This window comes from Pseudomonas sp. EA_5y_Pfl2_R50, from assembly GCF_963970475.1.
In the GTDB taxonomy this organism is placed as follows: domain Bacteria; phylum Pseudomonadota; class Gammaproteobacteria; order Pseudomonadales; family Pseudomonadaceae; genus Aquipseudomonas.
This window is the reverse complement of record NZ_CAXAPT010000008.1, coordinates 64,020-89,950: the sequence shown is the minus strand read 5'-3', so window position 1 is coordinate 89,950 and position 25,931 is coordinate 64,020. Positions and strand designations below refer to the sequence as shown.

Genomic DNA, 25,931 nt, shown 5'->3' with positions numbered 1-25,931 from the left:
GCTCGATCTGCGCCGTCACGGAGAATTGTGTATGGCCAGTTTCGCTCACACGGTCGGCGCCCAGACCTATCGTTTCGACAGCCTCAAGGATGTCATGGCCAAGGCCAGTCCGGCGCGTTCCGGGGATTTCCTCGCCGGTGTCGCCGCGCTCAACGACGGCGAGCGCGTCGCCGCGCAAATGGCGCTGGCCGACATCCCGCTCACGCATTTCCTGCAAGAAGCGCTGATTCCCTACGAGTCCGATGAAGTCACCCGACTGATCATCGACACCCACGACCAACAGGCTTTTGCCGTGGTCAGCCACCTGACCGTCGGCGGCTTCCGTGACTGGTTACTGAGCGACGCCGCCGACGAAACCAGTCTGCGCAACCTCGCCCCCGGCCTGACCCCGGAAATGGTCGCCGCCGTGTCGAAAGTCATGCGCGTGCAGGATCTGGTGCTGGTGGCGCAGAAAATTCGTGTGGTCACAAAATTTCGCGGCACCCTCGGCCTGCGCGGGCGCCTGTCGACCCGCCTGCAGCCGAATCACCCGACCGACGAGCCTTCCGGCATTGCCGCGAGCATTCTCGACGGCCTGCTCTACGGCAACGGCGACGCAATGATCGGCATCAACCCGGCCACTGACAGCATCGCTTCGATCTGCGCGATGCTGGAAATGCTCGACGCAATCATCCAGCGCTACGACATCCCGACCCAGGCCTGCGTGCTGACCCACGTCACTACGTCAATCGAGGCGATCAACCGTGGTGTGCCGCTGGATCTGGTCTTCCAGTCCATCGCGGGCACCGAAGCCGCCAACGCCAGTTTCGGCATCAACCTGAATGTCTTGCAGGAAGGCTACGACGCCGGCCTTAGCCTGAATCGCGGCACTCTCGGGCAAAACCTGATGTATTTCGAGACCGGTCAGGGCAGCGCACTGTCGGCCAACGCCCACCATGGCGTCGACCAGCAAACGTGCGAGACGCGAGCCTACGCCGTGGCGCGGCATTTCAAGCCGTTCCTGGTCAACACGGTCGTCGGATTTATCGGCCCCGAGTACCTGTACAACGGCAAACAGATCATCCGCGCCGGCCTCGAAGACCACTTCTGCGGCAAGCTGCTCGGCGTGCCGATGGGCTGCGATATCTGCTACACCAACCACGCCGAAGCCGATCAGGACGACATGGACACCCTGCTGACCCTCTTGGGTGTCGCCGGGATCAATTTCATCATGGGCATCCCCGGCTCTGACGACATCATGCTCAACTACCAGACTACTTCGTTTCATGACGCGCTCTACGCGCGCCAGACCCTGGGCTTGAAACCGGCGCCGGAGTTCGAGCAATGGCTGGCGAACATGGGCATCTTCACCCAGGCGGATGGCAAGGTTCGCTTCGGTAACAACTTGCCGCCGGCCTTCCGCCAGGCACTGGCGCAACTGGGATGAGTCGCATGGAAAAACCGCCCGTGGACCCACAAAACCCTTGGCTGGAACTGCGCCGCCTGACCCCGGCGCGCATTGCTCTTGGCCGTACCGGCACCAGTTTGCCGACAAGCGCGCAACTGGACTTCCAGTTCGCCCACGCGCAAGCGCGCGATGCCGTGCATTTGCCGTTCGATCACGCAGGGCTCAGCACGCAACTCAAAGAGCACGGACGCGAAAGCCTGCTGCTGCGCAGCGCGGCGGCGGATCGCAACAGCTATCTGCAACGCCCGGATCTGGGGCGAAAGCTCAGCGACGAATCGGCTCAGGTCCTGCGGGATTACGCCGCTGCGCACCCGGGCGGTGTCGACCTGGTCATCGTCGTGGCGGATGGCCTGTCGGCACTCGCCGTGCATCGTCATACGCAGCCGTTTCTCAGCCGTCTCGAAGAACAGATGCGTGCGGACAGCTGGTCCGTGGCGCCGGTGGTTCTGGTGGAACAGGGCCGCGTCGCGGTCGGTGATGAAATCGGGGAGCTGCTCGGCGCTAAAATGCTGGTGATGTTGATCGGCGAGCGTCCAGGCCTCAGTTCGCCGGACAGCCTCGGTTTATATTTCACCTACAATCCAAAAATCGGACTGACCGATGCCTATCGCAATTGCATTTCCAATGTCCGGCTCGAAGGCCTGAGCTACGGCATGGCGGCGCATCGCTTGCTCTACCTGATGCGCGAGGCTTGGCGGCGGCAGTTGTCGGGGGTCAATCTGAAAGACGAAGCACAGCTTCAGACGCTGGAGTCGGAAGACGGTGTGGACATGAAAGGAAACTTCCTACTCGATCCGCCCACAACCTGAACCGTTTCCGCATTGCGTTTCTGCGCCGGTTTAAGGCAGGATCGATGCACGGCCGCCAGGGTTTCCCATCGCCGTCAGAGCAGTTGAAGACAGCCACTTGAAGACGAGACCTATCATGCGGATTATTCAAGCGACCCTCGAACATCTGGATTTGCTGACCCCGTTGTTCGTCAAGTATCGCGAGTTCTACGGTTCCCTGCCTTACCCGGATTCCTCCCGTGCGTTTCTCGAAAAACGCCTGCGACGCAAGGAGTCGGTGATCTACCTGGCCCTGGCCGACGATGACGACAAGAAACTCATGGGTTTCTGTCAGCTCTATCCAAGCTTCTCCTCGTTGTCGCTCAAACGCGTGTGGATTCTCAACGACATCTATGTCGCCGAAGATGCCCGCCGCCAGCTGGTCGCCGACAACCTGATCCGCACTGCGAAGAAAATGGCCAAGGAAACCCAGGCCGTGCGCATGCGCGTGTCCACCAGCAGCAACAACGAAGTCGCGCAGAAAACCTATGAATCCATCGGATTCAAGGAAGACACCGAGTTCAAGAACTACGTTTTGCCCATCAGCGACGAGCTCTGAAAGCAAAAGATCGCAGCCTTTGGCAATGCCTTCAGGGAATACTTCCCGATGCAGGAGTTGCCGAAGGCTGCAATTTTCTCACCCTGCCCACACCTCCCGCCTCCCTGACAATTCCTCACTTCCCGACATCACCCGCTACAAAAGCAACACGCTTTTACTTTCTCAAACCGTATAATCACGAGCTTTCCGGCTTGTAAGAAAAACTACACCTGTTTGTAGGCTTACATGAAGTCATCCGCACAGGCCTGCCGAGTCGGGCCGCCACACAGGTGCTCCCATGGATTTCAACCCGCTCGACCTTATCCTGCATCTCGACGTCTACCTCGACTTGCTGGTAAACAACTACGGGCCGTGGATCTACGCCATCCTGTTCCTGGTGATCTTTTGTGAAACCGGTCTGGTAGTGATGCCGTTCCTGCCGGGTGATTCGCTGTTGTTCATCGCCGGCGCCGTTGCAGCAGGCGGTGGCATGGACCCGGTGCTGCTGGGAGGCCTGTTGATGCTCGCGGCGATTCTCGGTGACAGCACCAATTACGTGATCGGACGAACGGCCGGCGAAAAACTGTTCACCAATCCGAAGTCGAAAATCTTCCGTCGCGATTACCTGCAAAAAACCCACGATTTCTATGACAAGCACGGCGGCAAAACCGTGACCCTGGCGCGCTTCCTGCCGATCATCCGCACCTTCGCGCCATTTGTCGCCGGCATCGCGCGGATGCCCTATCCGCGCTTCTTCGGCTTCAGCGTGCTGGGCACCATTCTCTGGGTCGGCGGTCTGGTGACGCTCGGTTACTTCTTCGGCAACGTGCCGTTCATCAAGAAGAACCTGTCGTTGCTGGTGGTTGCGATCATCCTGCTGTCGCTGATTCCAATGATCATCGGCGTGGTTCGCAGCCGTTTCGGCGGCGCCAAAGCGCAATCGCACTAAGCCGATGTGGTCGCTGAGCGCCTGGCGACGCCGGCGCATTCTGGCGAAGCACCCGATTGCCGATGACCTGTGGCAACGGGTGCGCCATCACCTGAGTTTTCTTGACGGTCTCACTCCCGGCGAGGACCAGTGGTTGCGCGAAGCCTGCGTACTGTTCCTGCAGGACAAACACCTGACCGCCCTGCCCGGCGTCGAACTGCATCAGGAACAGCGCCTGCTGCTTGCCGCTCAGGCGCAGTTGCCACTGCTCAATCTTGGCGATCTGAACTGGTATCAGGGCTTCCACGAGATCATCCTCTATCCGGATGACTTTCTCAGCCCGCAACGCCATCGCGATGCCAGTGGCATCGAGCACGAATGGGACGGTGAACACAGCGGTGAAGCCTGGCAGCAGGGGCCGGTCATCCTCGCCTGGCCGGGCGTGCTGGCCAGCGGTGGCTGGGAAGGCTACAACCTGGTGATTCACGAACTGGCGCATAAACTCGACATGCTCAATGGCGATGCCAACGGCTTGCCACCGCTGCACGCGGACATGCGCGTCAGCGACTGGGCCGAGGTCATGCAGGAGGCCTACGACGACCTCAACCATCAGCTCGACCGGAATCCCGACGCCGAAACCGCCATCGATCCATACGCCGCCGAGAATCCGGCGGAGTTCTTTGCCGTCACCAGTGAATATTTCTTCAGTGCCCCGGATCTGCTCGACGAGGCTTATCCACAGGTCTATGCGCAACTGATGCTTTTCTACCGTCAGGACCCGTTGGGCAGGCTGCGGCAACTTCAGGCCAGCGACCCGGTCTATCAGGCGCACGACTAAGTGCCGCACCACTTTCGCTGCATGGCGCCCACGGCAGAATATGCCTATAATCGCCGCCACTTTTTGGTCAATCCGGCCAAGTGTTTTTGGTCAAACTACGGGGGCAACGCCCAATGAGCTACAGCAAGATTCCGGCTGGCAAAGACCTGCCGAACGACATCTACGTCGCGATCGAGATCCCGGCCAACCACGCGCCGATCAAATACGAAATCGACAAAGACAGCGATTGCCTGTTCGTTGACCGTTTCATGGCCACCCCAATGTTCTACCCGGCCAACTACGGTTACATTCCGAACACTCTGGCTGACGACGGTGATCCCCTCGACGTGCTGGTCGTGACCCCTTACCCGGTTGCTCCAGGCTCGGTAATCCGCGCCCGCCCGGTCGGCATCCTGAACATGACCGACGACGGCGGCGGCGATGCCAAAGTCATCGCAGTCCCACACGACAAGCTGTCCCAGCTGTACGTCGATGTGAAGGAATACACCGACCTGCCGCCACTGCTGATCCAGCAGATCGAGCACTTCTTCGCGAACTACAAAGATCTCGAAAAAGGCAAATGGGTCAAGATCGAAGGCTGGGCCGGTGCAGATGCCGCCCGCGAAGCGATCACCAAGTCGGTTGCTGCCTACAAAGGCTAAGCACCTGCACCCTGCGTGATGCTTGAAGAAAACCCCGGTTGATCCGGGGTTTTTTGTGCACGGCGAGGCGACATTAAACAAAACGTGTAATTTCTGAGCGGCGCAGTTTTAACCTGTTTAATTTCCCACAAGAACGTCTTACATCCCGTCGCAAAATTCAGCCCTTTTTTGAACGCTCGGTTTATTCAAACCGCTCTGGCACGGCCGTAGACTCCGTGTTTATGAGAAAGAACACTAGCGGTCCAAGATTCAGGGCACTCCTGGAAGCAGCGAACATCTCGACCACGGGTTTCGCAAAGTTCTGGGGCACGGAAGCCCAAAATGTCCACAACTGGTACACCCGGGGCGTCCCGGCGTATCGCATGGAAGAAGTCTCACGCCTGCTGTCCGTCAACAGCGAATGGCTGAAGACCGGTGAGGGGCCGAAGGAGGTACCGCACCTGCATGCGCCTGCCAGCAACGGCGACACCTTCGATGCCCAGGCCATCCGCGGCGTCTATACGGTCATCGACCCCAATGACATCAACCTGGTGTTCTTCAAGGAAACCGCGCTCACCAACGGCTCCGGCAAAACCCACGTCATCCAGGACCCGGACCAGTCCATCCGCCTGCTGCGCAGCCACCTCGATCAACTGGAAGTCCGCCACACCGACGCCATCTGCGCGCACATGATCGGCAACAGCATGGCCGAGCGCATCGAAGACGGCTCCATCGTCGCCATCGACCGCGGCCTGACCCAAGTCGTCGACGGCGAAATCTACGCCATCGAACACGATGGCATGCTGCGTATCAAATACCTGCACCGTATGCCCGGCAATGGCCTGCGCCTGCGCAGCCACAACAGCGCCGAATACCCCGACGAAGTGTTCCGCGCTGCGCAGATCGACGAGCAACGGATTCACATATTGGGCTGGGTGTTCTGGTGGTCGACCGTGGGCAAACGCAGACCGGTGGTGCCGTTTCTTTGAATGTGGGCCTGCAAAAAGCCCGGACGGAGCGAGTCTGCACGCGAAGAGCCCCCCCGCAAAGCCAGTAAAATTCGAGGATTAATACGCTTGTGATGCCTCTAATCCGCACTTGAGGCTGGGAATCCCTCGCAAAACTCAGTATCCTGCGCCCCACATTTGCGCATCGACCCGCCTCGCGGTCCAGATAGCGCCTGACGCGGCAGACCAACGTCTGACCAAGTCCCACAGCCGGGCGCAGATCCGGGTGTACGTTTTGAAGGCTGGCGCGGTTTACCAAAAATGAACCAAGCCAGTCCCCGAGAAGCCGGCCACAAGCCGGCTTTTTAATGCGCTACTCCTCCGATATTTCTGTATTTTTAGACAACCACTGACCAGCCCATAAGCCGTCTAGCTCAGCTTTCGTACCTACGGTACTTTTTGGCTTGCCCCGTTTTGCTGAGGCTCTGTACCATTCGGTCCTTATCAGGACAGTGCTTAAAGCCATCCTGTAGCCATTACAGCCGTTCCAGTTTGGACACCTCATGACCTACACAGAACTTAACGATCCCGCGCTATTTTCTGCGCAGGAGAGCGAAGCGTTTGAACCTTCGGCCATCATCAAGACCGATTTCTCTCCTGCTCTTCTGAAGTATGGCCAGTCCCATTCCACGCGCCCCCTCCTTTTCAACGGAGATTGCCTCGCTGTATTGAAATCTCTTCCTGACGAGTCGATTGATTTCGCGATGACATCCCCTCCATATTGGGGGAAACGGGAATATCAAAACGGCGGCATAGGTCTAGAAAAAGACTATCGAGACTTCGTAGCAGATCTTGCCGCGGTATTTCTTGAGCTGAAACGAGTACTGAAGTCGACGGGATCATTTTGGCTTAACCTCGGTGATACTTATAACGGAAAAGGCCTCCTCGGCATCCCTTGGCGAGTGGTATTTGAACTTACTGACAATCAAGGCTGGATACTTCGCAACAGCATTATCTGGAATAAACTTAAAGGCGGAATGGACAATACCAAAGACCGCCTTGGCAACGTCCACGAAAACTTATTTCACTTTGTCAAACAACCAAAAAAATATTACTACGATGCTGACGCCGTCAGATCAAAACCTAGAGAGTCAAAAGTTGTTAATGGCTCAATAGTTTCAGCCACCGGTGTTTCCGGCGTGCGCTACAAACGGCAAATCGAACTATCAACATCACTGTCCGATATTGAAAAAACCTCCGCACACGCTGCATTGACCAATATCCTTGCAGATTTGTCTAATGGCAAAGTCTCAGATTTCCGAATGATTATCCGGGGCCAGCAGAGAGCCACTCACTCCGACAGCGAAAGATTATCCGGCAGAGCAAAAGAACTCAGAGATAAAGGTTATTATTTCCTCAAATATCACCCTAAGGGAAGTAAACCTTCCGATGTGTGGGATATTCTTCCTGAAGACTCACAAGGCCGTGAGGTCCACTTCGCACCATATCCGGTAGATCTGTGCCGTATCCCCTTACTAGCGACTTGCCCGCCAGGAGGTATTGCACTCGATCCTTTTTGCGGCACTGGAACGACGATGCTCGCAGCGCAACGTTTGGGGTTAAAGTCTGTTGGAATAGATATTTCTGAGCAGTATCTTGAGATGACAAAAGACAGGTGCAATACGCTGCCATGAGTAAAATAATAGAACTATTTGGTAAAGGCACACACAATCGTTCCGCGGACTGGAAGAGTTTCATAGAAGCTCAACGCTGCTCCTACACAAACAAGCGTTGCTATAAGGTCCGGAAGTCCAATCCAGAAACCTCTATCGGCACATGCAGCGTACTGTATGGAAAGGTGCCAGAGCCGGTAATAATATGCCCAGTACGACTGATTGAGCGCAGGCAAATATTCACGGACTGCTTTCATCTATTGACAACACATGAGCCAGGAAACGAGCTACACATTGTTCCTGAGGTTTCGATCCCAGGCGGAAGCGTAGATTACTTCTTGGTATCGACAAAAGATGGAAAGGTAAAGGACTTTGTTGGAGTAGAGCTTCAGACCCTTGACACTACGGGCACTGTTTGGCCGGAGCGCCAGAGAATGCTGAGATATTTGGACGTCCCCAGATCTGATGATGCTGAAGAATCAAAAAAAACCTTCGGCATGAACTGGAAGATGACAGCAAAAACAATTTTGGTCCAAATGCACCACAAGGTACAGACGTTCGAACATATCAATAAGAAGCTAGTCCTGGTCGTCCAGGACAAACTCCTGAATTACATGAGCAAGGAATTTAAATTCGACCACCTCAAGACTCCGGCTTTGATAGGTGACTCAATGCACCTTCATGCCTACAAAATGGATAATGCAGGTGCAGGAGACTACAAAATATCGATGTCATCCCGTCTTAGTACCGACGCGGACGGAATCGGTATGTGCCTCGGACTACAGACAGAAGCGCGCATAGAACTCGAGCAAATAGTAATTTCTCTACAGACCAAAATATCCGACCGTACACTTTTCCAGGTAGTTGGCACACCGGAAAGCCTGGTTTGACACCCCCGGGCCGAGCTGAGCGGTACTTGCGCCGCCTTTGTTCGGCTAAAGCCATCGTGCCGGGTACATACAAGAAAGTCTTTCCAGCGGATCAACGATGCCGTCATTCCGGCTGTTCGGGCGGGTACTCCCCACCCGAAGCGAGCGGGGAGTCAGACGGCGGAAACGCTTGAGCGGGTGCGTACCGGCAGGCGAAGCAAGCCGTTGGCGATGGATATACCCAGAATGATGATGGTGCCGCCGATCCAGGTAGAAAGCCCCGGCAGCTCTCGCAGGAATACAAGCGCCATCAGCGCAGCGAAAACCGGTTCGCTCAACTCAAGGATCTGCACTTTTGAAGGGGTCAGGTACTGGATGGCTTTGGTCGTGCAATAAAAACCGAGAATCGTTGGGAGAATAGCCAGGCCCAGCAAGCAACCTATAACGATGTAGCTCAAGTCGAAAGGCGCTGGCTGCTCAATAGCGACAGGCACAAAAAGAAACACGCTGCCGTATATCAGCAACTGCCGAGTCAGAATCAAGCCGCCCTGGAGGCCGGTTTTTTTCATGAAAATAGAAAACAGTCCATAACCCGTACCGGCACAGATGGCCAGGATCGTACCGGTCGCGTTGAATCCGGAATTGAACTTCACTCCGAGGATGACCGACAGTCCAGCGATAGCCAGCAATGCACCGATCACGGTCGCCGCGTTGATTTTTTCCCCTAGAAAGAAGTATCCCAGGACAATCGTCGTGATACAGGCTGAAGCCATCAGCGCAACCACGACGTTGGCTGCCGAATCATGGGCGTAGGCCTGGGTTTCAAACATGTACATGGCGAAGATGCCGAAAAAGGCGCAGATCGCCACTTGGTACCACTTCGAACGGGGCGAGGTCATTTTCAGAAACGGCATCAACAAGACCAGGATCAACGCACCGATCATGGTTTTACTGAATGCAATTGTGCCGGGTGAAAGTCCGTGCTGCATAAGCACTTTGCTGAATGTGCCTATCGTGGCATTTAGTGCAGCGGCACTTAAGGCGAACAGGGCACCGTATAAAGGCGCCTTGATAGTTGGCTTCATGACTTAACTTCCTCTATAAAGTTGTACTTCGGCTTGCGCAGCAGTGTAGACCACATGGAGTGTGCGTAATTAGCCGACCAGAATATTCCGCCGGAGGTTGAGTTGATCCGGGCGTACTCGGTATCTTGTAGCAGTATTCGATGCGCACGCTGCATATTCCAAAACGGCACACTTGGAAACAAGTGATGGATCAAATGAAAATTTTCACCATGCATACCCGTCAATACTTGCTCAACAGGGTGACTGAATCTATTCCGCGTGGCGTACAAGTTACTCTGCGCATTGGCGACTATTGGATAATGTTCCGCCAATTCTATAAACCAGGTAATAGCCTGGAATACCGTAAGATACGGGAGAAGCCAATATAAAAAATAAAACTTCGCACCAGCAAAATAGGTGCCCACAGCGGCTAAAACAGAATGAGACACCAGCAGCACTGCCAGTTCCTTCGCCTTGGCATCTTGAAACAGGCGATGAACCAGCAAATACTTCAAGCTGGAGAAGCTACTCACAAACAAAATCGGGCATACCAGATATTGAAAAAAGAACGCCCTTCTGGACTTACTCTCATAGACCCCGGATTTCAGGTAAAACTGAAAATCAGGGTCCTTGTCCTTATCCCCGAGCTTATGGTGATGCGCCATAACATGTGAAGCTCTATAGCTGCTCCAGGTCTGATATACCAGTCCACCGGAAAAAAATTCACCAATCAACCGGTTAAGCTTTTTGTTTTTGGCCAACACACCATGCGCGGCCTCGTGAAGCAAGGTGGCTAACGCTCTCTGTCTTGAGCCAATCACCAGAAGCGTTATCGGCAAAAAATACAAATTCATCTCAGCAAGATAAACGGCTGCTGCGATCAAAAAGTAGTTCAAGAGCAGCGCAACGACTGCGTGATAATTGTCATACACGCAGAGCGCTTTAATCTGCTTTTTAATTTCCGGTGAAAACATATGATTACGCAACGTACTCTTCCTTGACCTTTGACTTTCAAAAAACCAGATAATCTTGCTGCAATTCCACTCATAGAGGGGGCTTTTGCAAAAAGCCTCGCGCCGGGCAAGGTTTCTCTATCTTGCTCAGCGCTGTATCAGCGTATGCATCACTGTAATTAGCCATGCAACTCTACGAGTGACTAGGCCACCTCATAAGTAAAGGTATTGATCGTGGTTCTTACAGCGTCCTCAACAAGTTCAGCACTGGAAGCACGGAACCTGAAGCGCGCCAGAATAGTATCGTATCCGCCCTGCCCGTCGAAAAAATGCCCTTGAGCAGGAAATATCGAGGCGTAGACAGCTGTCGAGTTGAAATCCTGATCAATATTGATCAGCTTCTTGCCAACAGGCTCTGGAAATAGAACAAATCCAGAGCTGACGCTTTCAGGCTGCCGATCACGCAGGGCGGAACGACCACCATTGAGTTGCAGATCAATCCACTCTTTGTAGAGATCTACTTCATAGACCTCCACCATGGTGAACGGAATTTCTCCGCCCCCCACCCGAGCGCCAACTTCCAGAAAATAGAACCTGTCGTTATTGCAAATCACCTCAAGGTGGAAGGCGCTGTTATAGATACCCAGCGCTAACAGACAATCTTCGGCAAACTTCCTCAGCCGTTGAGAAAACAAGTCATCAGGCAATACGTAGGAGCCGAGAGGCTTGCCTTGGGAGAATTCGAAGCAGGTATTGACGTACTGGGAAGCCTTGGAGAACGCGACGCCCGTGTTATCGGTAATACCGTCAATATGGTAGATAACACCCTCTATATATTGCTCGATCTGGGTATCCACAAACGTCATCGCATCCCGGGCATTCTCCAATGCGTCGAATGAATCGATTTTTAGTACCCCGACACTCGCAGCGCCATTGCGCGGCTTGATGATTAGCGGAAAGCCATTTTGTTCAGCAAATGCAATGGCTTGGGGATAATCATGCAGCTCACTGTAAACCGGAGCATTCAAGCCTGCAGCGAGAACGGTTTTTTTCATCACGACTTTATCGCGGAATCTGGCGACTTGTTCAGGCAAATCACCTTGAATGTTGAAGTGCGCTCGCAGTTTTGCTGCATTGATCAAATCGAATTCCGACAATGCGACAAGTCTGTCTACACGCCCTAGCGTATCGACAGCTTGCTCCAATGCTTCGACAAGACCGGAAAACTCGGTAACGTCGTCGACCAGAACAATTTTCTTTGCCCCTGAATTCACCAGATTCACAACATTGTCGGCGGTACTGATGTAAACAACAGAATGAACGGTGTGATCAATATAGTTACTGTAACAAGAAAACTCGTCATTCCATCGATTAAGAATTACTATGTTCACCTTGTTGCTCCGTGCAATTCAAGTTAGGTCAAGTGCCGACTGACCATCAATAAACGGCTTGCGCTATCAGACCGAGTGCTTCACTCATGTTCGCATTCAGTTCATCCCGGGTCGGCGCACTCAGCAATACATGGCCCAGCCGCCCGCGAAAATCAGTCAATGGCGGTAATTCGGCGCCTGCCTGGTAATACACTTCAAACTCTTGAAAGCCGTTGAAAGAACGAACTCTTTCAATGATAGAAGTATTGATTCCGGTGTACTGCTGTGCATCCAGCGCAAAAAATCCGACTGAACTTACGCAGCCCCCGGACTTTTTCTGATGGACTGGCGGCCGTTCCTGATAGCAGCGGATCATCACTTCCGGCAGGGAGACTTCGTGGGTGATTTCCACCAGCCTGTGGATCTTGTCACCGCCCAGGCGGGCCGCAATTTCCATCAACACGGGCCCTGCATTCGACAATCGCAGCTCCGCGTGAAAGACACCTATATTCATGTCGATTGCCTTGACCACGGCATGGATATAGCGCTCTACGTCCTGACGCTGTTGCGGTGACAGCAAGGCATCCACAACATGCCCCATTTCCACAAAATAGGGTTCCGCCCCCAGAATTTTCTCGGTTACAGCAACGATATTCGGCCCGTCAGGACCGATGTACCCCTCAATGCTGTATTCATTGCCCTGAACATACTCCTCCAGCAGCAACTCGGTGCCGACGCGCAACCCCATGTCAACAAGCCCATCCCCGGCGAGCAGTGCCAGTTCACGCTGCAATTGCGAACGATCATGGACCTTCTTCACAAACAGGCTGCCACACCCGTTAATCGGTTTGAGCACTGCAGGGAAACCCACGTGCAGCGCAGCCTGCTCTGCATCCTCTACCGCGTTGATGCTGTAAAAGCGCGGCACTCGAACAGCGTGGGAGGCCAGCGTTTGTCGGCAGGCGTATTTATTTCGGGTCTGAAGTGCAGCGTGGGCGCCCAAGTGAGGCAATCCGAGGGTCGCACTGGCTTCAGACACGCTACCCACCACGTATTCGAAGCCTGGAATGACGGCGCTAACGTGATCGGCAATCGTTTTTACCGCAGCGACGATACTGGCCGCATCATTGGTTTCGGCCTGGATGACTTTGTATGCCTTGTCTGCGTAGGAAGCCGGCAGATTCCTGTCATCCGTGTTCGCCGACAGTACATATACCGTCTCGCCCAGGCGATTCGCTGCGGGGAGCAGCGAAAGGCCGGAGGACGACGGCTCAACTATGACAATAGCCAAGCAGATTCTCCCTGAAAATTATCAATAACGTTCGGTGACGGTTGTTTCGTATAGCTCCTGGAAGTAATCACCGATCAGAGAGATAAAGTTTTTCAGGTACTGTTGGGCCAGTTCATAGGACCCCCAACCATCGATAGCCCTGCTCACCGCGCCCCACATCAGATCGTCATGATCGTGAGATTCATCGAACTGAATATGACCGAAGGAGCCCTTCACATAATCCTTGCCGAACTGCTGGGCAGCGTTTTCGGTAATGATTTTGTTGTAGCGATCCGAATACCACTCGACGAACCAGTTCCAGATCATGGTCGGCAGCGGGCCGTCTCTATCGATGCTCAGGTACATATAACCAATGAGTTTATCGGTAGCAAAAGTTGGCTTAAGGCCGTTGACGTCTTGAAGTGTCAAACCAAACTTTTGTACATCACGCATGAACATGCCTTCATGGCCATATTCTTCGGCGAGATATTGAGCAAGCGTGGCGCTCAGCTTGTTATCTTTGTCCGCGATCTTGTACAGCGCATAAGCATCCACTTCGTTATTCATGCGAATACGCAGAATGGTTTCAACCAGGTGGCGCAGATAATAACTTTGATCAATCCACTCTCCGCGATGAAATTCCGCCGCTTTGGGCACGGAATTAAGCATCCGCTCGGTTTCTTCCAGTGCGAACGCTTCCAGTCGCTGACGATAATCGATGTTCATTTTCTTCCCTGTTTGCGGATTGTGTTCAAGTAGTAGTTTTTTCCCGTTTTCCTCCCAGCCGTATGCACACACTATTTTTCAACGGTGGGTAATAGTTGCTTTCGGAGGCCACGGGATAAAAATTTCAGAGCAGGCAGTTCGACGCATACTCTAACGCGCTGGGCCAACTAATCAGCCGTGCACTTTTCGCAGAACTTGTCTCGCCAGTCTTTCCCGACCGGCAGGGCCAATACTACCTGTGCGACTTGTTATAACGCGATCAAGTAATATTTATTGAGGTATTAGCGGTATTTATAAGGCTTGGCCAGCACGCCCCTGCGGTCTCGTCAGTCGTGTATGATCGCCCCGGGAGAAACGCCTTTCAGGGGAGAAAGCATGAAGCTTGACGTAAGCAATGATTTGCTTCGTACATTTGTGACGATTCTAGAAGAAGGAAGTTTCAGTAAAGCCGCCGTCACTCTTCACAGGACCCAGGCCGCCCTGAGCTTGCAATTGAAGCGCCTTGAGGACGATATGGGCGTGAGGCTGCTCGAACGCTCACCGAAAGGCATCGTTGCCAGTGCCGCCGGCAGCGCACTTCTGCCCTATGCCACCCGGATGTTGAGCCTGAGCGCAGAAATAAGGCGTTTGATGGAGTCCATGAGCCAAGTGGAAACCATCCGCATCGGTATGCTGGAAGACATCGCCGTCGGCGCATTACCTACGGTTCTGGAGCGCTTCACCAAGTCTCATCCAAGCGTTCGCCTGGAAATTGTCGTCAACGACAGTAAAACCCTGTCCAGGCTGCTGAGTGAATCAAAACTCGAAATCGTTATCGCCGACCCCAGTTCTGTCGAGGCTTTCCCGGCATTTGTATGGGATGAGGATCTGGTCTGGGTCGCAGCCAATGGCTTTGAATTGCCGACAGGGCAAGAGATTCCGATCATTGCGTTTGCCAGCAGTTGCCCTTGGCAGGACAAGGCTCTGAAAAAGCTGGATGCTCATGGCATTCCGTGGCGAGTGGCGCTGAGCAGCGATAACCTGAACGCGATCAGCTCTGCGGTTTCAGCCGGGATCGGAATATCGTTCATGCTCAAGTACAGCGTTAACGCATCAGCGCGCATTCTGGGCGAGCCCGAGGGCTTACCTGGCACTGAACCGGTGAAAATCGGCATCTTCCTGCGCGACGGCGGCGTTCACTCGGAGCGATTAACCGCGTTGTTCAAGATTATTTCTTCCGAATTGGCGGCGGACCGGGGCTCGCAATATGGTGTTCACCGCATTCGGGTCACACCGCATCTGGACTGGCCGGAAATTCCGATCAGGTCCATTGCCAAGTAACGAGTGCGTTGCTGCAGAAGGGCTGCCACCGGCTTGCCCGGTTCTCCCTTCTGAACCCAGCGCATCCATGCCCTGGATGCGCACCGGTTGCAATCCTGTTCACGGATAACTGAACGACTTCACCAACGTCAACTCGCCTGCCGCGCGCATCGGCACCACAAAGGTCTCCATCTTTTCGCTTGGTGTTCCCTCTTCGGTAATCACCGTCACTTGCGCGGTGGTCAACGGCTTCACGGCCTCTTCTGCGCTATCCTCATCACTGCGGTAACCCCCGCCGAAGTAGTTCACATACACCAGATACTGACCCTTGATCGGTGCCGGCATGGCAAAGATTTCCGGGCCGTAGCCAGTGGTGACATCAACATCGAGAGCGGCGCCATTGGGTACGACACGGTCGCCGTACCAGATGTGCGCGCCGTCGGGGGTGACGAGGTGCAGGTCGAGGTCGGTGCCGTCGCTGTCCCACGCCAGCAATACGCGCAGCTTGGCCGGGGTGGCGCCGCCGCGCGCGTTGAGGAATTGCGTTCGATGGCGTTGCTGGCCATCGGGGCTGCGCACTTCGACGCTGTTGCTGCCGTTGGGAAAAGAAAACGGTCGGTCAAAGCGACCGCTGGCGTCGACTTTCAGCGGCATGCTGACGCCGTTGACGATCAGTCGTGCGGGTTCGCTGCCTTTCGGCGTAGCCCTGATTTCACCTCTGATGCGGGCGGTGTTGGCCTGGCCGAGCGGGGTGCTCACCGAGGAAGCCGGATAGTTGACGGTCTGGCGGAAGCTTTCGCCCTCGCCCTCCGGCGCGCCGGTGCGCCAGCCGCCGACCGGTGTGTCGAGTTTGACGCCGTCCGCAGCCATCACCGGCGATAACGCGGTCAACGTGCAGAGCAGCAGCAAGACCTGTGGATAACGGAGTGTCATGGTCTATTCCAGCAAAAGGTGACGGGCGAGCCCTTCAATGTAGGTTTCATCCTGGCCATTGGGATGCGCTTCGAAGGCCAGGTGCAGATATTCGTGAGTCAGGTCGAGGCGATCCTGCAGGCTGAGTACGCCACGCACGTAGATGCGCTGGCGCTCGCGATCAACGAAGGGCCGGCCGAACGCGAGTTTGCACACGGCGAACGTGCTGACCTCGTTGTAGCCGGTTTCGCTTTCCAGCTTCGGACGCCAGCCACGACGCTGCTTTTGCAGCCAGTCTTGCGCGGCGGGCAGCGCTACACAGGAGGCGACCGGGTTGTCCCAGCGGCTGAGGCTGGCTCGGGGATAGGCGCGGAGCAGAATCGCGTCGTAGCGCTGGCCCGCATTGGCTTGCTCGACCGCTTGTTGCCAGGCGAGCTTGTCCGGGCCGGGTTGGTCGGAGTGATAAGTGACGGGGCTGCCGGCCAGCACCAGATCGGCTGTCCACGCGGCGATATGGCGTGATTCGCTGGAGGCAGGACGCGGAGCGACACGCTGGCGATGACTACTGTCGTCGATACTCAGGCACTCGCCATTGCGCCCCGCGTTCTGCAGCAGATAAGTGCGGATGGCCACGGCCAGGGCTTTGGCGGCTTCGGCGGGTTCGGGTCTGGCTTCGCGTTCCAGCACCCGGGCGACATACTCTTCACGATCCAGGCGAGCGACAAGTTTGTCGTCGAGCAAAAACAGCTCGCCGTTGCTGTGGATATCCAGCGCATTGCCGTTGGCGAATTCGACGCGGTAATCGCCGTGCAGCGGCCCCGAAGCCACCACCCGCCCGTCAGTCAAAACCCGCTTGAGCGGATAACGCGAGAACAGGCCGACTTCGACACAACGACCCGCGTCTGCCGGCCATGCCGCTGGCAACACCGTCGCCAATGCCTGTCCGTAATGACGCAGAACCATCTGACTGGTCCCGCGACCGCCCGCCCACACTGGCGAGCCATCGACCGTCCAGCCAGCAAATCCACCCTGGCGTGACTGCGCGTCCTGATCGCCGAGCCAGCTCCAGGTTTTCACCCGCAGACGCCCGCCCAACTCGCCGACGACATTACCGTCCGCTGCGTCCAGCAGCACTTCGAGCAGCACCCGCCGCGCCTGATCCTGCGCCGGCAAAGTGGCCAACGCTTTCAGCAACTCGACGACGGATACGCGTTGAGCCGGCTGCACCGACGGCAAATCCAGCAACCACAACGGCGCCTGTCGTGCCTGCCAATACGCACGCCAATCCGCCGCCGCAATACCCAACCGTGCAGGTTCAAAATACAACCCGCAGGATTTAACCAGCGCCTGATCACGCTCGATCTTGCCGCCGGCTGCGCAGCAATACACCTCTTCCTTCGATTGCCCGCGACATTGATACACCGGTTCCCGCGCGCCGGTATCCACCAGCCACGCGTAGACGAACAGCTTCCACAGACTGCCCAGCGGCGTATCGAGCGATGGCGGCAAGGGTTCACGGGCGATCAACTGCGTCTGACTCAGCGACAGCAGCTCGCCCTTGTACGCCACGCGCAACGGCTGCTCCTGCGCCGTCGCCAGCGCGGGTATCAGACACATCGTCAGCCACAACAGCGGCCCGTTCATGTCAGTTGACCGTGACCTGACCGAGGGCGGCTTTCGCTTCCTGGGCCTGATGCTGCGGCGCATACACCTGGATGAAGCGCACCGGCGGCAGAGTGAACTGGCCTTTCTGCGAGAACCGCACCAGATGACGCAGGCGCAACTCGCCGCTCAGCGCATCCACCGGCACCGCGTAAGCCAACTGACCCGGTTCGAAACGCGCCTTCTCCAGCGCGGTCGGTTCGGTGCCGTCCTTGCCCTGCAACTTGATGCCCCACGTGGTGCGCTCGACATCAGCGCCCGGCGGCAGCGGCACTTCGAGCATGCCGTAGCGCAACGGTTTTGGCGCGTTGCCGGTGAGGATCACTTCGTCCAGGTACAGGCTGTCGCTGGACAGCGGCTTGCTGCCGACCGGCTCCAGTTTGAAGGTGAACGCTTTGTCGCCCGGCACCAGTCGCGACAGACGTCGGGTGATGGTGACGGCCATCGGGTCGACCGGCGGTTGCCGGGTCTGGAAGCTCAGCGCTGCACGCAGCGGACGCTCTTGCGTACCGGACACCGTCAACACGGCCGGCACTGGCCCTGCACCCTGCCACGTCCAGAACATCTCGCCGCTGGCACCGTAGTTTTTCTTCCAGCCTTCACCCGGCGTCAGGGCGATGGTCGGCGAGGCTTGGGCGATGCTGCGTTGCAGCCAGGTCAGCGCCAGCGCACGTTCCAGGGTCGATTGTTGCGGCAGCAGACGTTGCAGCAGCGCTTGTGCTCGGGCCAGATCAAACGGTTGCAGCGACAGGTTCAGCGCTTCGACAAACGGCTGCGAGCTGACCGACAGGCGCTGTTGCGCAGCGCCCACCTGACGATTGAATGCTTCTGGCAGCGCCACTTTCGCTTGCGTTGCCAACGCTGCGGTCAATACCCGCGCCGCCGCGAGACCGAGCGCAGAATCCGGATCGCTCATCACCAGGCTGTCCTGGCCATCGTCCATCAGGGTTGCGGCGCTGCCTTCACCGGCTTTGATCAGGTCGTCCATCAGACCGCTGAGCAGCGTATTCACAGGCAGATGCATCTGCCTAGCGAATGACAGAATCAGCGCTCGTTGCAGCAACGGCGTGTTCGGCGCTTGCCTGGCGTAAACCTCCAGCACCCGCTGCCAATGCTCCGGCGGCAAGGTCAACGCCAACACCTGACTAGCGTTCCAGTCGGCGTAGTAGGCGTAAGCGGTGAGGAACGCATCCGGCTCCCCCTCGTAACCCCACCAGGTGAAACTCGCTGACGGCCCGGCCATTTGTACCAGACGCAGACGACTGTTCTGCATGATCAGGCGCAAGCGATCGCGAATCTGCGGGCTCGATGCCAGCGAAGGATAAGCAATGCTCAGCGGCAGCAAACGGCTGGCGGTTTGTTCGACGCCGCCATACGGGTAACGGAGCAAATCATCGAGGGCGGAACGGAACAGCGCTTGCGGACTGTCATCCAGGCGCAGGCGGATATCCGTGGCGTCCGCCGGCAAACTCAAAGGCGTGTCACCGCTGACGACATCAAGGCTTTGCGTCTGCGTCACTTGCCAGCCATCACCGGTTGCACTGAGGTTTACGGCCAGCGCATCGGCTGTTTTGCCGTCTTGAACCAGTTCGGCTGTCCACTCGCCGGAAGCCAAGGCGAATGCCGGCAGCGGCAGGTAATTGATGCCGCTGTTCAGGGTCACCGGCAGGCGTTGCTCGGCGCCAGCGTAATGCGTGACCAGTTCCGCCTTGACCGGTTTCTCGGCCTGACTGAAGGCGAACACACCCAGCTGCGGCTGATCGCCCTTGCGGAATGTGCTTGGCCCGCTCCACTTCAAGTACAGCGGTTTTTCCGAGCGGACGAATTGCTTTTTCTGCCCGACCTGCCCGCCATCGGCAATGGCGCGGGCGGTGATGCGCCAGCGGGTCAGCGAGTCCGGCATCTTGAAGGTGAAGCGAGCCTTGCCGTCGGCACCGGTCAACAACTCCGGTTGCCACGCGGCGGTGTCGACGTCTTCACGACGCGGTCGCTCCAGCACTTTCACCCCACGCTCGCTGCGGTTGGCTTTACCCGGCGCACCCGGGCTGCCCGGCAACGCCACGTCATAACTGATGAACGACAGGCTGGCACTGGTGCGCACGTTATTTCGGCGCGGGTGATAGAAGAACTGGTCGATGGTCGGCGCGACTTCCGGTTGCAGCGCGTAGACCATTTCGTCGACGACGCTCACCGTCAGGTGCGCCGGCACCGCTTTACCGGCGAACTGCGTGGTCAGGTCAACGGTGACCGTATCGCCCGGCAGATACACCGCTTTATCGGTGCTGATCGCCACATCGATTTGCGGCGCAACCACTTTGATCCCTGCGTTCTGAAAGCTGTACTGACCGCCCTTGGTGTAGAGCACGGAGAAGGTCAGGTTCGGCGCGAAGTGATCCTTCACCGGAATGCGCGCGCGGTATTGGGTGTCGCTGAGTTTTTCCAGTTTCAGCCAATCACCGCCCTTGGCCAGCAGCGCAGTGGCTTCGACCTTGTCGCGTTCCAGCGACAGCAGCGCATCGCTGACCGGCTCCGGAAAGGTGATCAGCGCCAGTGCTTCATCGCCCGTTTTGTACTCAGGTTTATCGAGGACAATCTCCACGGTGCCCGGCACGGCTTTGACACCTTCGCCAGTGACCGCATGCCCGGTAGCCCCGAGGATGCGACCGTGTTGATCCTTGAGCGTCAGGTTGTAAGTGCCCGGACGATCAAACGCCACACTGAAACCCTTGTCCGTTGCCGCCAGCTTGCCTTCGCCCGTGCTCTGGTCTTCCAGGCGCACCCAGGCATAGGTGCTCGGCGTCACCGCTTTGCCTTGCTCGCTGCCGCCCTGGTTGGCGTAGCTGAACGCAACCTTGTCGCCGACCGCACTGAAACGCTGCGGCGCACTCAAGCGGAAACTTGCGGCGCCACGGTCGATGAGGATTTCCTTGGTAGTCTTGACCCGATACGCCGCGCCATCGCTGGCAAACACGGTGAGCATGTAGCGGCTCGGCTTGTCGGCGGCCGGCAGGTCGAGGGTCGCGTTGCCTTTGCTGTCGGTGCTCAGTTCGGTGCTGGTCAGCTCCACCGGGAATTGCCCGAGGTATTGCAGTTCGTTGTCGACCATCGACAGTTGCTGGGCGCGCAGGCTCAGGGTCAGCCTGGCGTTGGCCACCGGTTTGCCGTCCGGGTACAACAGCACCAGACTGCCTTTGACCGGCTCGCCGGTGCGGTAATCCTGCTTGGCCAGACTGAGCGAGATTTCGAAGTGCGGCTTGATGTACTCCGCCACACGGAAAGCGCTGCTGTAGGCCTGATCCTTGTAGTTGAAGCGAATCTCGTAACCGCCCGCCACCGCGTTGTCCGGCAACTGGAAGCGGCCCTGAGTACCGGCCTTCGAATCGAGTTTCAAATCGAGATGCTGCAACTCGGTACCGGTGGCATCGAGCACGCTGACAGCCACATCCGCAGCCCCCGGCAGCACTGATTCCCGTGCATTCCTGAACTCGCGGCCAACGATCTTCAATGACACCCAATCCCCCGGACGATACAGCGGCCGGTCGGTAAAGGCATAGAGCTTGGTGTCGTAGATCTCGCTGTCGTAATAGAAGTTTTCGGAGACGAATACACCGCCCTCTTCGTCCTCGCCGATGACGAACGAACGCTCCGGGCTGACGTGTTTCAGGCGCAGCAAACCGTCGGTATCAGTCGCGCCGCTGCTCATCACGCCAAGACCGTCAGTCCACAGCACATTGACCTTGGGCACCGAGTTGCCTTCGTGTTTGCGCGCCGCCCAGACCAGCAATTCGTCACCGGCAATCTTGCTCACTGCCACCGTGTTGGAGACGAAGACCATGGTGGTTGCGCGGTACTTGCCGATCAGCGCTTCCACCAGATACAGACCCGGCTTCAAATTGCCCAACGGGATATAGACGTTGCCCGGCGCGACGCTGACGAAATCGCTGGAAGACCCGGCCAGATTCACCCCGGTCGGAGGCTGGATCGGCTTGGCCTGCCACAGCGGATAGCGGAACTGGCTGACCACCGGCAGCCCCGGAATCAAGGCAAACTGCGGCTGCGCGTCATACGGCGTCGGCGCGGCGATGGCGTTGCCCATTTTCAGTTCCGGCACTTCCTCGGTGACCTGCTTGCGCGATTCATAGGAGAACGCGCGCTGCATCACCCGACGGGATTTGCGGTACCAGTTGTCCCACAGGTACGCGAGGGTGTTGGACAGGCCTTCGCCCTTGAACTGGCCGTCGCTGACCACGCGGTGCAGGTTCTTCTGGCGCTTGAGGAAGTCCAGAGGCTTGTCGATCCGGTACACGCGAATATCGGCGCCGCCATAGGGCTCCATGCGGAAACGGCGGTAATCGCGGCCCGGCGCTTCGAGGCGCACCATCGCTTGCTCGTCACTGGCAAAACTGCTGTCGGCCAGCAGGAAGAAACTCTCGCCGGCAACCGGCGAATAGCCGCTCGGTGCCACCGAATCTTCAGCGTTGACGGTCGCCAGTGGCAGCAACAGCGCCAACAGCAGAGGAATTCGAGCGCAGAGTCGCAACATGCGGGCACCGGTCATTGGGAGAGAAAGTTCAGTCGATAGACGCCGATGAAGTTGGGGTTGGCTGCGTCGGGTATCCATCGGGTGTCCTTCCATGTCATGAGTTGCTGCAGGCTTGCCGAACGCATGCCGTTGTCAGTCGGGGTGGTGGTGCCGGTGTGATAGGCGATGTAGCGGCCCATCCAGATCATCAGGTGCTGGTCGTCGCCCTGATCGAAAAACATCAGATCACCGGGCCGTGCCTGGGACACGTCGCGGCTGACCAGGTGACTGTTGAACTGAATCAGTTTGATCGCGTTGACGTATGGCCCGACCTTGCCGCCGCCCTGCTGCCATTGCTGGGCAAGCTGGCGCTGCTCATCGCTGAGCGACAGTTCCGGCGGCAGATAACGATTGGACAGACCATTGCTGCGCAGCCATTTGTCGTCGTGGACTTTCAGCGCTTCGTTGGCGGCAAACCGCACCAGCCCGGCACAATCCTGTTGATACCAGCGCGGACTCGGGCCCTGGCTGAGTTGCTCCTGGGCGATGCGCACGAACCAGGCGCGGAACACTTGGGATTGCTGCGGATCGAGTGCCGGCGCTTCGATGGCGCAGGCGCCCGCACTGAGCAGCAACGCCAACAGACCGAGGCTGCGGATCAGTGCCGTCACAGCGCTTTCCACTCCAGCGGCAGCCACTGCCAGTGGCCGTCAGGCTCGCTGCCTTCAGGCAAGGTCAGGGCATATTTGCCGTAACCGCCGAGGGTACGCAGGTTCGGAATCAGGTAGGTTTGCGCGGCGTTGTAGAACACCGGCTCCATGTCCTGCGGCAGACTGTCGAGGGTTTCCTGCTGCATCAGTTGCGCCATCGAATCGGGGCCGAAGTAGATCGGCATCAGCACATCCCTGGGCAGCACGTCGGCCATCGGCGGGAAGCGTTTGTCGAGGGTGCCGAGGGCCTTGTCGACGAGTTTGTCGTCAAGGGAAAACAACAGTGTCGAGCCGTGGCGGGCGAGGCTGACTTTCATGAACGCCCTGCCGGAGATCGCCTCCGGGTTCTCGGCAGTTTTCGCCGCATACGGGCCGAAGCTGGAGCTGACCTGACGCTGCCAGACGTGGCTCCGTACTTCCTGCTTCTCGACCACCGGGAAGACGTTTTCTTCAACGTTGGCCTCGAACGCTCCGACCATCGAACCGAACAATTTGCCGAGGTCGCCGTCGAGCTTGCTGCTGTCCTCGTCTTTCAGACTGACCACCAGCAATGGCGTGTACAACCGCGAATCGGCATACCAGCACAGGCCTGCAGCGCCGGCCACGTGTTCGGTGAGGGTCTGCGCCACCGCCTCTTCGGCGCCGAGTTTCACCAGCAACGGTTTTTGCGGTTCGGCAGCCACCGGCAGGGTCACGCAGGCACTGGCGCCCAGCGGCATCGCTTGCCAGACCGGTTTGAAATCGAAATCCGGCTGGTTTTCCAGCTCATCCATGGCGAGGTAGCTGTGCCAGCCCTTGTCGTCCATGTCGAAACGCAGCCCGGCGAAATTCGGGATGAAGCGTTGATAGCCCATGGCGAGAACGCTGGAATTGAGCGACAGGCGTTGCCTGGTTTCCGGAGTTTTCGCCGGCAGGCCGAATGCTTCGGGGAACAGTTTTTCGCCGTTGAGCAGTGCCGCCAGCGCTTGCGGCGAGACGTGGCCCGACTCTTCGGAGGCGCCGCTTTGCGGGTCGTAATACCTGGCCGGGTTCGACAGCACCACCAGCTTGTCGCCGTGGGAGGCGAACAACATGGATTTGCTGGCGTTGTAGGTCAGTTGGTACAGCGGCACGCTATCGCCGCCGACCTTGATTTCTGCCATCTGGCTGAGCTGCGTGTCGTCCAGTGCGACCTTCGCCAGCGGTTCGAACACTTTGGCCAGTCCGCCACGATCCATCACCAACAGAAAATCTTTCAAGCGACCATCAGCCCCGCGCCACAAGGCGATATCGGCCGGCTGGTCGAAAAGCTGTTCGATCAGGCTGTCCTGCAGTTTCAGGTCGTGCTCGTAGATGATCCGGCGCAAGCTGCCGATCAGCCCTAGACGATCAGCGTGGGTTTCATAATAGAAGACGAAATCTTCGGTGAGCGTGGCCTTGAGGAACGGCACGGTCAGCAGATCCTTGGGCAACTGGCTCAGGGAGCGGGTCTCGAGCAACGCGTCGGGGCGGCTCAGGCCGAGCTTGTCACTTGCCAACTCCGCCGGCGGCGCCTTGGGCTTGAGCAGCAGCCAGCCAAATCCGCCCGCCACCCCGGCCACCAGGCACAACCCGGCCAGCAGTAAGGGCCAGCGTCGCGAAGGTTTGGCCGCTGGCGTGTCGGCAGCCGAAGTAACAGTGTTATCGCTCATCTTCAAAAAACCCGATCTCATCCGTGGCGGAATACTTAATAGTTGAACGTCTTGACCAGCAGCAGATCACCGATTGCCCGCAGGGGCACGATGAACGTTTCGCGTTTTTCGTCGACGGTGTTTTCATTGAGCACCAGCGTGATTTGCGAGGTGATCACCTCGTTCTGGTTGCTGGTCTCCTCGAAGTTATAGCCGCCGTTGCCGAAGTTGCCCCAATAGTTGACGTAAACCAGATAGGTGCCATGCAGCGGCGCGGTCATGGTGAACATTTCCGGGCCGGGGCCATCGACGCCATCCGGGTCGAGGCCGCCACCATTGCTCAGCGCCGGCCGCGCCCAGAAGGCGTGCTGACCGTCGGGTGTGACTATGTGCAGATCGAGTTCGGCTTTCGGATCGTCCCATCCCAAGACAAGACGAATTCGCGCCGGCGTGCGCAGATTGTTTGCTTCATAAAATTGCACGCGCTTGAGCGACTGGCCCTCGGCACTGATCACCTCGACGCTGTTGGAGCCCGCACCAAATGCATAGGGTCGGGCGAAACGCCCTTGGTCGTCGGTGTACAGATTCAGTGGATTGCCATTCACGGCAAGACTGTGCGGCGGACGCAGATGACCGATGGCTTTGAGCTGGCCCTGGATCATCGTGCGATTGCGCTGGATGCCGCGATCAATCGGCGGCGTGGGGTAGGCGACTTGCGGGTTTTCGCTGCGGTCGAGCAAACCGTGATAGCGCCAGCCACCCACCGGTTCCGACAACTCGGCCGTCGGCGCGGCCTGCAGCACGGGCGCGCAGGCCAGGCCGATCAGCAGCAAAATGAATGAACGCATGTGATGCCTCCTGCCATGCCTGAACGAAACCTTGCACCCGATCCTCGGTACTTCACAGCGGTGAAACTGCGTTTCGTCTGAAAGACCCGTGACTGCCGGGTCGTAGAAGGCGCGAAGATTAGCGATTCGGCGATTTTTTAACAATCGGATACCTGTGCTATTGCTGCAGGAAACTTGCACAGTCGACAGGCGTGAGCCGAATAAGCCTCACCTGTGCTTAATCACTACAAATCCTGTCGCGACGGAGCTTGCTACCTCG

At 57.3% G+C, this 25,931-nt stretch carries 21 protein-coding genes; 10 read left to right on the top strand and 11 right to left on the bottom strand.

The annotated features are described in order from the left end of the window. The first annotated feature begins 31 nt into the window (after positions 1–31). The 9 genes from AACY19_RS15375 to AACY19_RS15335 all read left to right on the top strand — a co-directional run bounded on the left by AACY19_RS15375 (position 32) and on the right by AACY19_RS15335 (position 8,708). A complete protein-coding gene (locus tag AACY19_RS15375; RefSeq protein WP_339451514.1) occupies positions 32–1,426 on the top strand; it encodes an ethanolamine ammonia-lyase subunit EutB in 1,395 nt (464 codons plus the stop codon). Next, positions 1,423–2,256: an ethanolamine ammonia-lyase subunit EutC gene (gene eutC, locus AACY19_RS15370; RefSeq protein WP_445262309.1), complete on the top strand. Its 834-nt coding sequence runs from the start codon at positions 1,423–1,425 to the stop codon at positions 2,254–2,256. Before AACY19_RS15375 ends, eutC begins: the two co-directional genes overlap by 4 nt. Before the next feature lie 115 nt (positions 2,257–2,371). Further along, positions 2,372–2,833 (top strand): GNAT family N-acetyltransferase, encoded by a 462-nt coding sequence (locus AACY19_RS15365; RefSeq protein ID WP_003228592.1) that lies wholly within the window; start codon positions 2,372–2,374, stop codon positions 2,831–2,833. Positions 2,834–3,110: 277 nt separating this feature from the next. Beyond that, complete coding sequence (locus tag AACY19_RS15360) at positions 3,111–3,761, top strand: DedA family protein (protein ID WP_339451510.1); 651 nt, start codon at positions 3,111–3,113, stop codon at positions 3,759–3,761. A 4-nt stretch (positions 3,762–3,765) separates the two neighbouring features. Next, on the top strand, positions 3,766–4,578 hold the full coding sequence (locus AACY19_RS15355) for a M90 family metallopeptidase (RefSeq protein ID WP_339451508.1): 813 nt from the start codon (positions 3,766–3,768) through the stop codon (positions 4,576–4,578). Between the two features lie 113 nt (positions 4,579–4,691). Further along, positions 4,692–5,219 (top strand): inorganic diphosphatase, encoded by a 528-nt coding sequence (gene ppa / locus AACY19_RS15350; protein WP_003205933.1) that lies wholly within the window; start codon positions 4,692–4,694, stop codon positions 5,217–5,219. A gap of 221 nt (positions 5,220–5,440) precedes the next feature. Then, positions 5,441–6,187, top strand: coding sequence for a S24 family peptidase (locus AACY19_RS15345; RefSeq protein ID WP_339451506.1), 747 nt, complete (start codon positions 5,441–5,443; stop codon positions 6,185–6,187). A gap of 521 nt (positions 6,188–6,708) precedes the next feature. Then, positions 6,709–7,839, top strand: a complete 1,131-nt coding sequence (locus AACY19_RS15340; protein ID WP_339451505.1) for a DNA-methyltransferase — start codon at positions 6,709–6,711, stop codon at positions 7,837–7,839. Then, a complete protein-coding gene (locus tag AACY19_RS15335) occupies positions 7,836–8,708 on the top strand; it encodes a NotI family restriction endonuclease (RefSeq protein WP_339451504.1) in 873 nt (290 codons plus the stop codon). Before AACY19_RS15340 ends, AACY19_RS15335 begins: the two co-directional genes overlap by 4 nt. Positions 8,709–8,860: 152 nt before the next feature. Here the strand turns inward: AACY19_RS15335 and AACY19_RS15330 are convergent, their stop codons facing one another. The 5 genes from AACY19_RS15330 to AACY19_RS15310 form a co-directional block, all read right to left on the bottom strand. After that, the gene (locus AACY19_RS15330) at positions 8,861–9,772 is read right to left on the bottom strand and encodes a DMT family transporter (RefSeq protein WP_339451502.1); all 912 of its coding nucleotides are present in this window, start codon (positions 9,770–9,772) and stop codon (positions 8,861–8,863) included. Further along, positions 9,769–10,737: a guanitoxin biosynthesis L-arginine gamma (S) hydroxylase gene (gene gntB / locus AACY19_RS15325; protein ID WP_339451500.1), complete on the bottom strand. Its 969-nt coding sequence runs from the start codon at positions 10,735–10,737 to the stop codon at positions 9,769–9,771. Before gntB ends, AACY19_RS15330 begins: the two co-directional genes overlap by 4 nt. Before the next feature lie 170 nt (positions 10,738–10,907). Further along, positions 10,908–12,095, bottom strand: coding sequence for an ATP-grasp domain-containing protein (locus AACY19_RS15320; RefSeq protein WP_339451498.1), 1,188 nt, complete (start codon positions 12,093–12,095; stop codon positions 10,908–10,910). A gap of 46 nt (positions 12,096–12,141) precedes the next feature. Next, positions 12,142–13,365: an ATP-grasp domain-containing protein gene (locus AACY19_RS15315; RefSeq protein WP_339451496.1), complete on the bottom strand. Its 1,224-nt coding sequence runs from the start codon at positions 13,363–13,365 to the stop codon at positions 12,142–12,144. 21 nt (positions 13,366–13,386) lie between these two features. Beyond that, the gene (locus AACY19_RS15310; RefSeq protein WP_339451494.1) at positions 13,387–14,070 is read right to left on the bottom strand and encodes a hypothetical protein; all 684 of its coding nucleotides are present in this window, start codon (positions 14,068–14,070) and stop codon (positions 13,387–13,389) included. A 375-nt stretch (positions 14,071–14,445) separates the two neighbouring features. Between AACY19_RS15310 and AACY19_RS15305 the strand changes: the two genes are divergently transcribed. Further along, entirely contained in the window at positions 14,446–15,390 is a 945-nt protein-coding gene (locus tag AACY19_RS15305) for a LysR family transcriptional regulator (protein WP_339451492.1), read from the top strand. A 99-nt stretch (positions 15,391–15,489) separates the two neighbouring features. On the opposite strand, the gene AACY19_RS15300 is transcribed toward AACY19_RS15305, so the two are convergent. The 6 genes from AACY19_RS15300 to AACY19_RS15275 are packed head-to-tail and all read right to left on the bottom strand — an operon-like array spanning position 15,490 to position 25,672. After that, positions 15,490–16,302 (bottom strand): YfaP family protein, encoded by an 813-nt coding sequence (locus AACY19_RS15300; RefSeq protein ID WP_339451490.1) that lies wholly within the window; start codon positions 16,300–16,302, stop codon positions 15,490–15,492. 3 nt (positions 16,303–16,305) lie between these two features. Further along, complete coding sequence (locus AACY19_RS15295; protein ID WP_339451488.1) at positions 16,306–17,925, bottom strand: DUF2300 domain-containing protein; 1,620 nt, start codon at positions 17,923–17,925, stop codon at positions 16,306–16,308. Position 17,926: 1 nt separating this feature from the next. Next, positions 17,927–22,501, bottom strand: a complete 4,575-nt coding sequence (locus AACY19_RS15290; RefSeq protein ID WP_339451486.1) for an alpha-2-macroglobulin family protein — start codon at positions 22,499–22,501, stop codon at positions 17,927–17,929. After that, positions 22,498–23,136 (bottom strand): DUF1175 domain-containing protein, encoded by a 639-nt coding sequence (locus AACY19_RS15285; protein WP_339451484.1) that lies wholly within the window; start codon positions 23,134–23,136, stop codon positions 22,498–22,500. The genes AACY19_RS15290 and AACY19_RS15285 overlap by 4 nt, the downstream gene beginning before the upstream one ends. Then, complete coding sequence (locus AACY19_RS15280) at positions 23,133–24,845, bottom strand: DUF2138 domain-containing protein (RefSeq protein ID WP_339451482.1); 1,713 nt, start codon at positions 24,843–24,845, stop codon at positions 23,133–23,135. Before AACY19_RS15280 ends, AACY19_RS15285 begins: the two co-directional genes overlap by 4 nt. A gap of 35 nt (positions 24,846–24,880) precedes the next feature. Continuing rightward, entirely contained in the window at positions 24,881–25,672 is a 792-nt protein-coding gene (locus AACY19_RS15275; protein ID WP_339451480.1) for a YfaP family protein, read from the bottom strand. Positions 25,673–25,931 lie beyond the last annotated feature (259 nt).

Excerpts from the sequence above, each read along its gene's own strand:
- AACY19_RS15375 (WP_339451514.1), top strand. The coding sequence starts at position 32 with ATGGCCAGTTTCGCTCACACGGTCGGCGCCCAGACCTATCGTTTCGAC.
- eutC (WP_445262309.1), top strand. The coding sequence starts at position 1,423 with ATGAGTCGCATGGAAAAACCGCCCGTGGACCCACAAAACCCTTGGCTG.
- AACY19_RS15365 (WP_003228592.1), top strand. The coding sequence starts at position 2,372 with ATGCGGATTATTCAAGCGACCCTCGAACATCTGGATTTGCTGACCCCG.
- AACY19_RS15360 (WP_339451510.1), top strand. The coding sequence starts at position 3,111 with ATGGATTTCAACCCGCTCGACCTTATCCTGCATCTCGACGTCTACCTC.
- AACY19_RS15355 (WP_339451508.1), top strand. The coding sequence starts at position 3,766 with ATGTGGTCGCTGAGCGCCTGGCGACGCCGGCGCATTCTGGCGAAGCAC.
- ppa (WP_003205933.1), top strand. The coding sequence starts at position 4,692 with ATGAGCTACAGCAAGATTCCGGCTGGCAAAGACCTGCCGAACGACATC.
- AACY19_RS15345 (WP_339451506.1), top strand. The coding sequence starts at position 5,441 with ATGAGAAAGAACACTAGCGGTCCAAGATTCAGGGCACTCCTGGAAGCA.
- AACY19_RS15340 (WP_339451505.1), top strand. The coding sequence starts at position 6,709 with ATGACCTACACAGAACTTAACGATCCCGCGCTATTTTCTGCGCAGGAG.
- AACY19_RS15335 (WP_339451504.1), top strand. The coding sequence starts at position 7,836 with ATGAGTAAAATAATAGAACTATTTGGTAAAGGCACACACAATCGTTCC.
- AACY19_RS15330 (WP_339451502.1), bottom strand. The coding sequence starts at position 9,772 with ATGAAGCCAACTATCAAGGCGCCTTTATACGGTGCCCTGTTCGCCTTA.
- AACY19_RS15310 (WP_339451494.1), bottom strand. The coding sequence starts at position 14,070 with ATGAACATCGATTATCGTCAGCGACTGGAAGCGTTCGCACTGGAAGAA.
- AACY19_RS15305 (WP_339451492.1), top strand. The coding sequence starts at position 14,446 with ATGAAGCTTGACGTAAGCAATGATTTGCTTCGTACATTTGTGACGATT.
- AACY19_RS15300 (WP_339451490.1), bottom strand. The coding sequence starts at position 16,302 with ATGACACTCCGTTATCCACAGGTCTTGCTGCTGCTCTGCACGTTGACC.
- AACY19_RS15295 (WP_339451488.1), bottom strand. The coding sequence starts at position 17,925 with ATGAACGGGCCGCTGTTGTGGCTGACGATGTGTCTGATACCCGCGCTG.
- AACY19_RS15290 (WP_339451486.1), bottom strand. The coding sequence starts at position 22,501 with ATGACCGGTGCCCGCATGTTGCGACTCTGCGCTCGAATTCCTCTGCTG.
- AACY19_RS15280 (WP_339451482.1), bottom strand. The coding sequence starts at position 24,845 with ATGAGCGATAACACTGTTACTTCGGCTGCCGACACGCCAGCGGCCAAA.
- AACY19_RS15275 (WP_339451480.1), bottom strand. The coding sequence starts at position 25,672 with ATGCGTTCATTCATTTTGCTGCTGATCGGCCTGGCCTGCGCGCCCGTG.